General features: G+C 49.6%; 10 protein-coding genes. 9 read left to right on the top strand and 1 reads right to left on the bottom strand.

From position 1 onward, the window contains the following. Positions 1-7 precede the first annotated feature (7 nt). The 6 genes from prmA (at position 8) to J4614_RS21265 (ending at position 6,304) form a co-directional block, all read left to right on the top strand. Complete coding sequence (gene prmA / locus J4614_RS21240; protein WP_001145853.1) at positions 8-889, top strand: 50S ribosomal protein L11 methyltransferase; 882 nt, start codon at positions 8-10, stop codon at positions 887-889. Positions 890-1,549: 660 nt separating this feature from the next. Then, a complete protein-coding gene (dusB, locus tag J4614_RS21245; protein WP_001219664.1) occupies positions 1,550-2,515 on the top strand; it encodes a tRNA dihydrouridine synthase DusB in 966 nt (321 codons plus the stop codon). A 25-nt stretch (positions 2,516-2,540) separates the two neighbouring features. Then, positions 2,541-2,837, top strand: coding sequence for a DNA-binding transcriptional regulator Fis (gene fis / locus J4614_RS21250; RefSeq protein ID WP_000462905.1), 297 nt, complete (start codon positions 2,541-2,543; stop codon positions 2,835-2,837). Positions 2,838-2,922: 85 nt separating this feature from the next. After that, positions 2,923-3,807, top strand: coding sequence for an adenine-specific DNA-methyltransferase (yhdJ, locus tag J4614_RS21255; RefSeq protein ID WP_000642611.1), 885 nt, complete (start codon positions 2,923-2,925; stop codon positions 3,805-3,807). Between the two features lie 82 nt (positions 3,808-3,889). After that, entirely contained in the window at positions 3,890-4,054 is a 165-nt protein-coding gene (locus J4614_RS21260; protein WP_000620015.1) for a DUF2556 family protein, read from the top strand. A 150-nt stretch (positions 4,055-4,204) separates the two neighbouring features. Further along, positions 4,205-6,304 carry a bifunctional diguanylate cyclase/phosphodiesterase gene (locus J4614_RS21265; protein ID WP_208293308.1) on the top strand — a complete coding sequence of 700 codons (2,100 nt, stop codon included), beginning with the start codon at positions 4,205-4,207 and terminating at the stop codon, positions 6,302-6,304. Between the two features lie 2 nt (positions 6,305-6,306). On the opposite strand, the gene envR is transcribed toward J4614_RS21265, so the two are convergent. Continuing rightward, a complete protein-coding gene (gene envR, locus J4614_RS21270; RefSeq protein ID WP_001085721.1) occupies positions 6,307-6,969 on the bottom strand; it encodes an acrEF/envCD operon transcriptional regulator in 663 nt (220 codons plus the stop codon). Positions 6,970-7,381: 412 nt separating this feature from the next. On the opposite strand from envR, the gene J4614_RS21275 reads away from it, so the two are divergent. The 3 genes from J4614_RS21275 (at position 7,382) to J4614_RS21285 (ending at position 12,121) form a co-directional block, all read left to right on the top strand. Beyond that, positions 7,382-8,539, top strand: a complete 1,158-nt coding sequence (locus J4614_RS21275; RefSeq protein ID WP_000160380.1) for an efflux RND transporter periplasmic adaptor subunit — start codon at positions 7,382-7,384, stop codon at positions 8,537-8,539. Positions 8,540-8,550: 11 nt separating this feature from the next. Then, positions 8,551-11,664 (top strand): efflux RND transporter permease subunit, encoded by a 3,114-nt coding sequence (locus tag J4614_RS21280; protein ID WP_023214451.1) that lies wholly within the window; start codon positions 8,551-8,553, stop codon positions 11,662-11,664. Between the two features lie 235 nt (positions 11,665-11,899). Further along, positions 11,900-12,121: a membrane protein gene (locus tag J4614_RS21285; RefSeq protein WP_000825645.1), complete on the top strand. Its 222-nt coding sequence runs from the start codon at positions 11,900-11,902 to the stop codon at positions 12,119-12,121. The last annotated feature ends 1,075 nt before the right edge of the window (positions 12,122-13,196 follow it).

The following is a 13,196-nucleotide window of genomic DNA, read 5'->3' on the forward strand; positions in this document are numbered from 1 at the left end:
TTTTGCCATGCCATGGATCCAATTGAAACTGAATACCACCGGCGCGAATGCTGAAGAGCTGAGTGATGCGCTGATGGAAGCGGGCGCCGTTTCCATTACCTTTCAGGATACGCACGATACGCCGGTTTTTGAGCCGTTGCCGGGCGAAACCCGTCTGTGGGGCGATACCGATGTGATCGGTCTGTTCGACGCCGAAACCGACATGAAAGAAGTTGTCGCGATTCTGGAGCAACATCCGCTGCTGGGTGCCGGATTTGCCCATAAAATCGAACAACTGGAAGATAAAGACTGGGAACGCGAATGGATGGATAATTTCCATCCGATGCGTTTTGGCGAGCGTCTGTGGATTTGTCCCAGCTGGCGTGACATTCCGGACGAGAATGCCGTCAACGTGATGCTCGACCCGGGACTGGCGTTCGGTACGGGTACGCACCCCACCACCTCTTTATGTCTGCAATGGCTGGACGGGCTCGATCTCAACGGCAAAACCGTGATCGACTTTGGCTGCGGTTCAGGCATTCTGGCGATTGCCGCGCTGAAGCTGGGAGCGGCAAAGGCGATTGGTATTGATATCGATCCGCAAGCTATTCAGGCCAGTCGCGATAATGCCGAACGCAACGGCGTGTCTGACCGGCTGGAGCTGTACCTGCCGAAAGACCAGCCAGAAGCCATGAAAGCCGACGTGGTCGTCGCTAACATCCTGGCAGGCCCATTACGCGAACTGGCCCCGTTAATCAGCGTACTGCCCGTTGAGGGCGGTCTGCTGGGGCTTTCAGGTATTCTAGCCAGCCAGGCGGAAAGCGTCTGCGATGCTTACGCCGAGCTTTTCACTCTCGACCCGGTCGTCGAAAAAGAAGAGTGGTGCCGCATTACTGGCCGTAAAAAATAATTCTTGTCAGCGTGGTCGCCCGGCCACGCTTTTCTCCACACAACTGCCTTAACACCTTTCTGTCACCGAGACATCATTAAATTCATCAAATGAATGCCTGAAATAACTTCTTTGTCACTATCCGTCTGGATAAACAGCTGCTACCAACGGACAAAAGGTACTGGCGTTTAACGGGTCGCAGCCATCGCCCTCGTGCTTAGTAAATGCTGTCCGGGTTGTTCTGCAGCATCCGCTAACGCGCTCTTCAGCACAGCTGGAAAAATTTATGCGTGCCATTCATGAACACAAAAGCGCGTCTGTGCGCCCCCTTCCGACTGGCAATGGAGAAAAGTCACGCGCAGCGGGAAGTGATCTTGTCCTGAAACGAGACGGCGATCCCATTCATTTGGGGTAATTAGCTTATAAAAAAAGCAGATTATTCCGCTTATCTTGTTTCTGGACGAAGAAATAGAGAGAAGTTACGGGAATTTGTAAGCGCGTACAAAACCGCCGACAATAAATAACTCTATGATTTTACTGAATTATAAATTTATTTTGCTGTTTTTAAGCACGATTCATTGATCTACAACAGTGGATTGTTCAAAGTTTGGCCTTTCATCTCGTGCAAAAAATGCGTAATATACGCCGCCTTGCAGTCACAGTATGGTCATTTCTTAACTCATGCGCATCGGACAATATCAGCTCAGAAATCGCCTGATCGCAGCGCCCATGGCTGGCATTACTGACAGACCTTTCCGGACGCTGTGCTATGAGATGGGAGCAGGATTGACAGTATCCGAGATGATGTCTTCTAACCCGCAAGTGTGGGAAAGCGATAAATCTCGTTTACGGATGGTGCACGTTGATGAGCCAGGTATTCGCACGGTGCAAATTGCCGGTAGCGACCCTGTTGAGATGGCCGATGCCGCACGTATTAACGTGGAAAGCGGCGCCCAGATTATTGATATCAATATGGGGTGCCCGGCGAAGAAAGTGAATCGTAAGCTGGCAGGTTCAGCCCTCTTGCAGTACCCGGATTTAGTGAAGTCTATACTCATCGGGGTCGTAAACGCAGTGGACGTTCCTGTGACTCTCAAGATTCGCACCGGCTGGGCGCCGGAACACCGTAACTGCGTAGAGATTGCCCAACTGGCTGAAGATTGTGGTATTCAGGCTCTGACCATCCATGGCCGCACCCGCGCCTGTTTGTTCAACGGAGAAGCTGAATACGACAGTATTCGGGCAGTTAAGCAGAAAGTTTCCATTCCGATTATCGCGAATGGCGACATTACTAACCCGCATAAAGCCAGAGCTGTTCTCGACTATACAGGGGCGGATGCCCTGATGATAGGCCGCGCAGCTCAGGGAAGACCCTGGATCTTTCGGGAAATCCAGCATTATCTGGACACTGGGGAGCTGCTTCCGCCGCTGCCGCTGGCAGAGGTAAAGCGCTTGCTTTGCACGCATGTTCGGGAACTGCATGACTTTTACGGTCAGGCAAAAGGGTACCGAATCGCGCGTAAACACGTCTCCTGGTATCTCCAGGAGCACGCTCCAGACGACCAGTTTCGGCGCACATTCAACGCTATTGAGGACGCCAGCGAACAGCTGGAGGCGTTGGAGGCATACTTCGAAAATTTTGCGTAAACAGAAATAAAGAGCTGACAGAACTATGTTCGAACAACGCGTAAATTCTGACGTACTGACCGTTTCTACCGTTAACTCTCAGGATCAGGTAACCCAAAAACCCCTGCGTGACTCGGTTAAACAGGCACTGAAGAACTATTTTGCTCAACTGAATGGTCAGGACGTTAATGACCTGTATGAGCTGGTACTGGCTGAAGTAGAACAGCCCCTGTTGGACATGGTGATGCAATACACCCGTGGTAACCAGACCCGTGCTGCTCTGATGATGGGCATCAACCGTGGTACGCTGCGTAAAAAATTAAAAAAATACGGCATGAACTAATTTCGATTAGCTAACTGCTTGTTTAAAAAGGCGCTACTCGGCATGGGGAAGCGCCTTTTTTATACGCATCACATGGAATTTGGTCATGAAAGCGGAATGTGAACCTCAGTACTTTGGCGATGAATCGAAGAAGATTATTCACGGTGACGCGCTAACAGAACTTAAAAAACTGCCTTCTGAAAGCATTGACTTAATTTTTGCCGATCCGCCTTACAATATCGGAAAAGATTTCGACGGTATGGTCGAATCCTGGGACGAAGCGTCTTTTCTGGCCTGGCTGTATGAATGCATTGATGAGTGCCACCGCGTACTGAAGAAACACGGCACCATGTACATCATGAATAGCACAGAAAATATGCCGTATATCGATCTCAAATGCCGAACGCTTTTTACCATCAAAAGCCGTATCGTCTGGTCCTATGATAGTTCCGGGGTGCAGGCGAAAAAATACTTTGGTTCTATGTATGAACCGATCCTGATGATGGTAAAGAACCCGAAAAGCTATACCTTTAACCGTGACGCGATTCTGGTCGAGACCACCACGGGCGCTAAGCGCGCGCTAATCGATTATCGAAAAAACCCGCCCCAACCATACAATCAGAAAAAAGTGCCGGGCAACGTCTGGTCATTTCCTCGCGTACGTTATCTGATGGATGAATATGAAAACCATCCTACGCAAAAGCCCAGCGCGCTGTTAAAACGGATCATACTGGCCTCTTCTAACCCGAGCGATACTGTATTGGACCCTTTCGCGGGCAGTTTCACCACAGGCGCTGTCGCAGCGGCGTCAGGTCGTAAGTTTATCGGTATTGAACTCAATAATGAGTACGTAAAAATGGGGCTCAGAAGATTGAGCGTCACTTCGCATTATTCAGAAAATGAACTTGCAAAAGTCAAAAAGAGAAAAACACAAAACCTGTCCAAAAAGCAGCGAAATGTCGGGATAAACGCGCTATCTTCAGAGAAGTAAAAGCATTGTAAGTCCGCTTTTCAGCGTCAAAATTTCATGTATATTCCCAGCACGCATGGGCATGAATACACAGGATTTGACGATGATACGTAAGTATTGGTGGCTGGTTGTTTTTGCCGTCTCCGTTTTTCTTTTTGATGCGCTTTTGATGCAATGGATCGAATTGATGGCAACTGAACAGGATAAGTGCCGAAACATGGATTCGGTTAACCCTCTCAAATTGATCAATTGTACCGATCTGGAGTAGCGAACCGGGCGATTTAACCTATGATTATTTATCACCCGGATTTCTTTTATCCCTTATAAAAACAGGGAATTAAAACACGTTGAGGATAAAAGAAGGGGTGATACTGTCTCGTCCTTTTCTTTTCCTGCATAACCAATGAGCTAATGATACATGCCGGTTAGTGAGTACAACCACATCCTTGTGGCGGTTTCATTTGCTGTCGCTATTTTTGCGTCCTATACCGCATTAAATATGGCCGGACGCGTAGCCGGAAGCGCCCGATCAAACGCCAGAATATGGCTAATGGGCGGCGGCTTCGCGCTGGGCGTCGGTATTTGGGCGATGCATTTTGTCGGGATGCTGGCGATGGATCACGCGATGAACATGCGCTTCGATCCGTTCCTCACCGGCCTCTCCATGCTGATCGCGATCGGCTCCTCCCTGTTTGCGCTATGGCTGGTCAGCGCTGAAAAACTGCGCCTGCGCCGTTTACTGCCGGGCGCGCTGGTGATGGGACTGGGCATCAGCGCAATGCATTATACCGGGATGGCGGCGCTGCAATTTGCTTCCATTATCGTCTGGAATAGCGCGTGGGTTGCCCTCTCTATCATTATCGCGCTACTGGCGTCCTGCGGCGCGCTGTGGCTCACGTTCCGCCTGCGTCATGAGGAAACAGATGTCGCCCTGAGGCGAGCAGGCGCCGCGGTATTAATGGGGATAGCTATCGCCGGCATGCATTACGCTGGCATGAAGGCCGCACACTTTCCCCAAAACTGGCCGATGGAGCATCGTGGCGTCGATAGCAACTGGCTGGCTGTTCTTGTCAGCGTGGTCGCGCTGACTATCCTGGGCATTACTCTTCTGGTTTCTTTATTTGACGCCCGGCTTCAGGCCCGTACCGCACTACTTGCCTCTTCACTGGCGCAGGCGAACCAGGAACTGGCGCAGTTGGCGCTGCATGATACGCTCACCCGTTTACCAAACCGGGTACTCCTTGAGGATCGTCTGGAACAGGCCATCAGCAAAGCGAATCGGGAAAGCACGTCTTTCGCGCTACTGTTTATGGATCTGGATGGCTTTAAAGCCGTTAATGACGCTTATGGTCATGATATTGGCGATAAGCTACTGGTGGCGGTCACGCATCGTCTGAACCAACCGCTGAGCGGTCAGTTTACCCTGGCGCGGATTGGCGGCGACGAATTTGTGCTGCTTGCAGAAGTCAGCGCGCCTGACGAAGCGGCTTCCCTTGCCAGCGCGCTGGTACATTCGATAGATGCGCCCTTTACGATAGATCTGTATGAACTGGTCGTCACCCTTAGCGTGGGAATAGCGCTCTATCCGCTGGACGGAAAAAACGAACGGGAACTGATGTTCAACGCCGATGCCGCAATGTACCACACGAAGCATACGGGGCGTAACGGATACCATTTCTTTCAGCCATCAATGAATATGCTGGCGCAAACCCAGCTTCAGCTAATGAATGATCTTTGGCTGGCGCTGGAAAGACAAGAGCTCAGGCTGGTGTATCAGCCTAAATTTCAGGCTCCTGCCGGCCCCATTGTAGGATTTGAGGCCCTGTTGCGCTGGTATCATCCAAAACAAGGCGTACTGAATCCTGACCAGTTTTTACCGCTGGCGGAAAAAACGGGTCTTATCGTCACTATCGGTAGCTGGGTGATAGACGAGGCGTGTCGACAGCTACGCGAGTGGCACTTACAGGGATACGCCTTATGGTCAGTGGCGGTAAATCTTTCCGCCTTACAATTTGAGCAGCCCGGCCTTGTGGACACCATTACGCGGAGCCTGGCCCGACACAGTATCCGTCCCGATTTATTGATTCTGGAAATCACCGAAACCACGGCGATGAACAAGCCAGAGCAAAGCGTCGCTATACTCACCAGATTAACGGAAATGGGGGTTAAGGCCTCTATTGACGACTTTGGCACCGGTTATTCCAGCCTTCTCTATCTGAAACGTCTTCCGGCGTGCGAACTAAAAATTGATCGCGCTTTCGTACATGAACTCAGCGAGGCAAGCGACGGCGCGACCATTGTTGCGGCTATTGTCGCGCTGGCGAAAGCGTTAAATCTGCAAATTGTGGCAGAAGGGGTAGAAAATGAAACGCAGCAACAATTTTTGACCCAGTTAGGATGCCATACACTTCAGGGGTTCCTGCTTGGCAAGCCGCGTACGGCAGAGGAAATTGCTCGCGATATTCGGGACCCTGCCAATATATTCACAAGATCAATATATAATATCAACTCAAAATAATCTCAGGCTTCTTCCGCCTGTTGTTCATTTGGCATTAATTGCCTCACACTGCCATCCGGGCTTAGCATTTTTAATACATTATCGACTAATGCAGGCGCCTGCTTATAAAGATCATAACTTGTGGGATTCATTAACCAGTTCTTTACTATTCCGCTAAAACTACCATGCAGAATAATTAATATGACATCCAGATCAAGACTGCCTGAGATCAGCTTTTTATCCATACATCGCTGTAATACTTCAAGCAGCGACTGATGATGGAAACCAATCTTCTCCCGAATGGCCTGTTCCGATATCATACCATTATGGAATTCACATTTATGATATAAAATCTGCATTAATGCCTGCTGACGAGGCACTGCCGCAATATATTGTAAGGCTGCAATAAATTTCTCTCGTAGATCCTGTAAAGGATTATCATTCCAGCATCCCGTAAGCCTATCCTGAATAAGTTCGCGTAAAGGTGGTTGCTGTAACCAAACCTCATTAAACAACTGCGTTTTATTCTCAAAGTGCCAGTAGATGGCGCCCCGCGTGACATCAGCGGCATCAGCGATATCATTCAGCGTCGTGTTGGCAACGCCGCGCAAAGCGAACTGCGCAATAGCGGTTTCAATCAAGTGTTGCCGCGTTTTAAGCGCATCCGCCTTCGTTTTCTTCGCCATAATTAAGATATCCTGGACCATAAAAACGATAAATACGCTGATAAAATACTCAGCATAAAAAACAACTTTACCATGTCCTTTTTAGTCAGACGAGAGACAGCTATTTTTATTTCGCACAACACCGCCAAATCAATAATAAAAACAAATAAATTAATAAAACACATTCATATAAAATATATATTTCGAATCATGTTATTCAACATCATGATTTTACTAATCGGGACATTATGAAACGACAGGGAATAGTTCTTTTTTTTGCTTTTATGTGCCGTGAACCTCATCCCAAAATAAGTATTGCTTACATCACAAGCTAATAATTTGTAGGATACCCCACTGCTATTCTATTTTTCGCGCGTTAACGCCTTACCGTTATCCGGTGAATAACGAGCTTTCGGTTTTTTAAGGAACAGTAATGACGAAACATGCCAGGTTTTCACTCCTGCCCTCATTCATCATATTCTCTGCTGCGCTGCTGGCCGGTTGTAATGACCAGGGAGATACCCAGGCTCATGCCGGCGAGCCGCAAGTCACCGTCCATGTGGTCGAAACAGCGCCGCTAGCCGTAACGACCGAACTTCCCGGACGTACGTCCGCATTTCGCATTGCGGAAGTTCGCCCCCAGGTGAGCGGGATCGTGCTTAAAAGAAACTTCACCGAAGGTAGCGATGTAGAGGCCGGGCAGTCGCTTTATCAGATCGATCCTGCCACCTATCAGGCCGATTATGACAGCGCTAAAGGCGAACTTGCTAAAAGCGAAGCGGCTGCGGCTATCGCGCACCTGACGGTCAAACGCTATGTTCCACTGGTCGGCACAAAATATATCAGCCAACAGGAATATGATCAGGCGATTGCCGACGCCCGCCAGGCCGATGCCGCCGTTGTGGCGGCAAAAGCCGCTGTTGAAAGCGCGCGTATTAACCTTGCGTATACCAAAGTCACCTCGCCCATCAGCGGGCGTATAGGAAAATCTAATGTGACTGAAGGCGCGCTGGTGACTAATGGTCAGTCAACTGAACTGGCTACCGTGCAACAACTCGACCCGATTTATGTCGACGTGACGCAATCAAGCAACGACTTTATGAGACTCAAGCAATCCGTCGAACAAGGTAACCTGCATAAAGACAGCGCCAGTAGCACGGTTCAACTGGTAATGGAAAATGGTCAGGTCTACCCGATTAAAGGCACGCTGCAATTTTCCGACGTTACCGTAGATGAAAGCACCGGCTCTATCACGCTCAGGGCAGTTTTCCCTAACCCGCAACACAGTCTGCTTCCCGGTATGTTTGTGCGCGCCCGCATTGATGAAGGCGTCCAGCCCAATGCCATCCTTGTCCCCCAGCAGGGCGTAACCCGCACGCCGCGCGGCGACGCAATGGTGATGGTGGTTAACGATAAAAGCCAGGTTGAAGCCCGCAATGTCGTGGCGGCTCAGGCTATTGGCGATAAATGGCTCATCAGCGAAGGGTTAAAACCGGGCGATAAGGTCATCGTCAGCGGCTTACAAAAAGCGCGACTGGGCGTCCAGGTGAAAGCCACTACCGATGCTCCTGCAGCGAAAACGGCGCAATAAGGTAACCGTACATGGCAAACTTTTTTATTAGACGTCCTATTTTCGCCTGGGTTCTGGCCATTATCCTGATGATGGCTGGCGCACTGGCAATAATGCAACTTCCCGTTGCGCAGTATCCAACCATTGCGCCGCCAGCGGTTTCTATTTCTGCAACCTATCCTGGCGCGGATGCGCAGACGGTACAGGATACGGTTACTCAGGTTATCGAACAAAATATGAACGGTATCGATAACCTGATGTATATGTCCTCTACCAGCGACTCTGCTGGTAGCGTGACCATCACCCTGACCTTCCAGTCCGGAACCGATCCGGATATCGCGCAGGTTCAGGTGCAAAATAAATTGCAGCTCGCCACGCCTTTACTGCCGCAAGAAGTCCAGCAGCAGGGGATTAGCGTTGAAAAGTCCAGCAGCAGCTTTTTGATGGTCGCCGGGTTCGTCTCAGATAATCCGAACACTACCCAGGACGACATCTCTGACTATGTCGCCTCTAACATTAAGGATTCTATCAGCCGTCTGAATGGTGTGGGCGACGTTCAGCTATTTGGCGCACAGTACGCCATGCGTATCTGGCTGGATGCGAATCTGCTAAATAAATACCAGCTCACGCCAGTTGATGTCATCAACCAGTTAAAAGTACAGAACGACCAGATTGCGGCAGGCCAACTGGGCGGCACGCCAGCATTACCGGGCCAGCAGCTTAACGCCTCAATCATCGCCCAAACGCGTCTGAAAGATCCGCAAGAGTTCGGCAAAGTTACGTTGCGTGTCAATACCGACGGTTCTGTCGTCCATCTCAAAGATGTCGCGCGTATTGAGCTTGGCGGTGAAAACTATAACGTTGTAGCGCGCATTAACGGTAAACCGGCCTCCGGTCTCGGTATTAAACTGGCGACCGGCGCTAACGCGCTGGATACCGCAACCGCAATCAAAGCGAAACTGGCAGAACTGCAGCCTTTCTTCCCTCAGGGAATGAAGGTGGTTTATCCTTATGACACAACGCCCTTCGTAAAAATATCTATCCACGAAGTGGTAAAAACGCTGTTTGAAGCGATTATTCTGGTGTTCCTGGTAATGTATCTGTTTTTACAGAATATCCGGGCAACCCTGATTCCTACCATCGCTGTTCCTGTCGTGTTGCTAGGCACTTTTGCGGTACTCGCCGCCTTTGGCTATTCCATCAATACCCTGACGATGTTCGGCATGGTACTGGCGATAGGGCTGTTGGTTGACGATGCGATAGTGGTCGTAGAAAACGTTGAACGTGTAATGATGGAGGATAACCTTTCTCCCCGAGAGGCGACGGAAAAATCCATGTCGCAGATTCAGGGAGCGCTGGTTGGTATCGCGATGGTACTGTCTGCGGTATTTATCCCGATGGCCTTTTTTGGCGGCTCGACCGGGGCAATTTATCGCCAGTTCTCTATTACTATTGTTTCAGCAATGGCGCTATCCGTTCTGGTTGCGTTGATTCTGACGCCAGCGCTGTGCGCTACGCTACTTAAACCCGTATCTGCTGAACATCACGAGAAAAAAAGTGGCTTCTTTGGCTGGTTCAATACCAAGTTTGATCACAGCGTTAACCACTATACTAACAGCGTAAGCGGTATCGTGCGTAATACGGGTCGCTATCTCATTATCTATCTACTTATTGTAGTCGGAATGGCGGTTCTGTTTTTACGCCTCCCAACCTCCTTCCTGCCGGAAGAAGATCAGGGGGTTTTCCTGACTATGATTCAGCTCCCCTCTGGCGCTACGCAAGAACGTACGCAGAAAGTGCTGGATCAAGTCACTCATTACTACCTGAATAATGAAAAAGCGAACGTCGAAAGCGTGTTTACCGTAAACGGCTTTAGCTTTAGCGGTCAGGGACAAAACTCAGGGATGGCATTTGTCAGCCTTAAACCCTGGGAAGAGCGTAACGGTGAAGAAAACAGCGTCGAAGCCGTTATCGCCAGAGCGACACGCGCCTTTAGCCAGATTCGCGACGGGTTGGTGTTCCCCTTCAACATGCCGGCAATTGTCGAGTTAGGTACCGCGACAGGTTTCGACTTTGAACTGATTGATCAGGGAGGACTCGGTCACGATGCGTTAACAAAAGCGCGTAATCAACTGCTGGGTATGGTCGCGAAGCATCCTGATCTATTAGTGCGCGTACGCCCGAACGGGCTGGAAGACACGCCACAGTTCAAGCTGGATGTCGATCAAGAAAAAGCGCAGGCGCTCGGTGTTTCGCTGTCTGATATCAACGAAACCATCTCCGCGGCGTTGGGCGGCTATTACGTTAACGACTTTATCGATCGCGGACGAGTGAAAAAAGTATACGTTCAGGCTGACGCTCAGTTCCGTATGCTGCCGGGAGATATCAACAATCTTTATGTACGCAGCGCCAATGGCGAGATGGTGCCCTTCTCTACCTTTAGCTCAGCACGGTGGATTTATGGTTCGCCACGCCTGGAACGCTATAACGGGATGCCGTCAATGGAACTGCTCGGCGAAGCAGCGCCCGGACGAAGTACCGGTGAAGCCATGTCGTTAATGGAAAACCTGGCTTCACAGCTGCCAAACGGTATTGGCTATGACTGGACAGGTATGTCGTATCAGGAACGGTTGTCAGGTAACCAGGCGCCGGCGCTGTACGCAATCTCACTCATTGTCGTTTTCCTCTGCCTTGCCGCTCTGTATGAAAGCTGGTCAATTCCGTTCTCGGTAATGCTGGTCGTACCGCTCGGCGTGGTTGGCGCTCTGCTTGCAGCGTCATTGCGCGGTCTGAATAATGACGTTTACTTCCAGGTTGGCTTGTTAACCACTATTGGCCTTTCTGCTAAAAACGCCATCCTGATTGTCGAGTTCGCCAAAGATCTCATGGAAAAAGAAGGACGTGGATTGATTGAAGCGACGCTGGAAGCATCCCGTATGCGTTTACGTCCTATTCTAATGACCTCGCTGGCCTTTATTCTCGGGGTAATGCCGTTAGTTATCAGTCGTGGCGCAGGTAGTGGGGCACAGAACGCAGTAGGCACAGGGGTTATGGGGGGAATGTTAACCGCAACCTTATTAGCTATCTTCTTCGTGCCAGTATTCTTCGTTGTTGTAAAACGCCGATTTAATCGCCATCATGATTAACCGGTACACAGAGGCGTCTTCGGACGCCTTTTTAAACGGTACGTCTTTATCTCCGCTATTCCCCTCTCCGCTTACCTCTGCATTCTCCATAGTTTTTACAATTCACATGAATTGAGATGATTCCTCATGTCGGCCATTTTTTCTGTGGTGGTAAAATAACTCTCGTTTTCGCAGCGGTTAGAGCCAGCATTTACGTTGCTGTACTTCGCGAAACGCTGATTAATGAGGTAACACCATGAAAAGACTAATTCCAGTTGCATTGCTTACCACCTTATTGGCAGGTTGTGCACATGATTCTCCCTGCGTACCGGTTTATGACGATCAAGGGCGGCTGGTTCATACCAATACATGTATGAAAGGTACTACGCAGGATAACTGGGAGACAGCAGGCGCTATTGCTGGCGGCGCTGCGGCGGTAGCAGGGTTGACGATGGGTATCATTGCGCTTTCTAAATGATACATGCAGGCGCGGCAATGCCGCGCTTTCAGTAATAATATAAAGGTCGTAAGGATACTCAGCGACGTTATCTGTTCAGCCTATCCCCCGAAAGTTAACACGATAAAACGCTCTCTTTTCTTACTCGCCCATCCCGATAGTATTTATTCTATTCCTTGTCCGATGCAGACAAAATTGTAGCTTGATAGCATCGTAAGCCGCATTACAAACAGGCTTTATACAGTAAGACTTAGAGCGTGATCATTAGGCGTAATTATTACAGACAGTCTGGATATAAACCGGAGCATACACGTAATACATGAGGATTTTGAGCACTGTCCCAGGGCCAAACTGGCAAATAAAATAGCCTAATGGGCCAGACTCTTAGTCCTCAGCGAATATCTCTATTGCTTATTAGAGGCGTAAGTAAAAGCCGTTTGTACATCTACGTCAGCACGGTTCACATTCGATGGTTCAGGCGGATATATGGCGGGAAATCACGTTTACTAAAACGGTTTTTATCCACTCTACGAAGATGTTATATACCCAAAATAATTCGAGTTGCTTAAAGGCGGCAAGGGAGTGAGTCCCCAGGAGCATAGATAACTATGTGACTGGGGTGAGCGACAAATCTGCCGGGAGCAGATTTGAACGTCGCGTGCGACGGCCCGTCAGGGCGAGGCCCATGAATGGGCCGAGTAATCCGTAGCCAACACATAAGCGACTTGAAGTATGAAGGGTATAAACCAAATATAAAACGCGTCGGCGTCATTATCCGATAACTTTTTCCATAGAGAGATAAATGCAAAAAGGCCCAATCTTTCGATTGGGCCTTTTGCTTTATTTGATGTCTGGCAGTTTATGGCGGGCGTCCTGCCCGCCACCCTCCGGGCCGTTGCTGCGCAACGTTCAAATCCGCTCCCGGCGGATTTGTCCTCCTCAGGAGAGTGCTCACCGACAAACAACAGATGACTAGTCCTGATATAGGTTGACAGTTTTTTGTCTGTAAAACGCCTGATGAACATCATCGGGCGTTTTGTATTTCAGGGCCAGGTGTGGCCGTTCATGGTTATAAATTGCCACGGACTCTTTTACT

Source organism: Salmonella sp. 32031103-2018-00083-FB-01-SM-01 (genome assembly GCF_017571995.1).
In the GTDB taxonomy this organism is placed as follows: domain Bacteria; phylum Pseudomonadota; class Gammaproteobacteria; order Enterobacterales; family Enterobacteriaceae; genus Salmonella; species Salmonella enterica.

What these genes read in the sequence shown, in the direction of transcription:
- J4614_RS21280 (WP_023214451.1), top strand. Translation starts at nt 8,551, where the DNA reads ATGGCAAACTTTTTTATTAGACGTCCTATTTTCGCCTGGGTTCTGGCC.
- J4614_RS21285 (WP_000825645.1), top strand. Translation starts at nt 11,900, where the DNA reads ATGAAAAGACTAATTCCAGTTGCATTGCTTACCACCTTATTGGCAGGT.
- J4614_RS21260 (WP_000620015.1), top strand. Translation starts at nt 3,890, where the DNA reads ATGATACGTAAGTATTGGTGGCTGGTTGTTTTTGCCGTCTCCGTTTTT.
- dusB (WP_001219664.1), top strand. Translation starts at nt 1,550, where the DNA reads ATGCGCATCGGACAATATCAGCTCAGAAATCGCCTGATCGCAGCGCCC.
- prmA (WP_001145853.1), top strand. Translation starts at nt 8, where the DNA reads ATGCCATGGATCCAATTGAAACTGAATACCACCGGCGCGAATGCTGAA.
- J4614_RS21275 (WP_000160380.1), top strand. Translation starts at nt 7,382, where the DNA reads ATGACGAAACATGCCAGGTTTTCACTCCTGCCCTCATTCATCATATTC.
- yhdJ (WP_000642611.1), top strand. Translation starts at nt 2,923, where the DNA reads ATGAAAGCGGAATGTGAACCTCAGTACTTTGGCGATGAATCGAAGAAG.
- fis (WP_000462905.1), top strand. Translation starts at nt 2,541, where the DNA reads ATGTTCGAACAACGCGTAAATTCTGACGTACTGACCGTTTCTACCGTT.
- envR (WP_001085721.1), bottom strand. Translation starts at nt 6,969, where the DNA reads ATGGCGAAGAAAACGAAGGCGGATGCGCTTAAAACGCGGCAACACTTG.
- J4614_RS21265 (WP_208293308.1), top strand. Translation starts at nt 4,205, where the DNA reads ATGCCGGTTAGTGAGTACAACCACATCCTTGTGGCGGTTTCATTTGCT.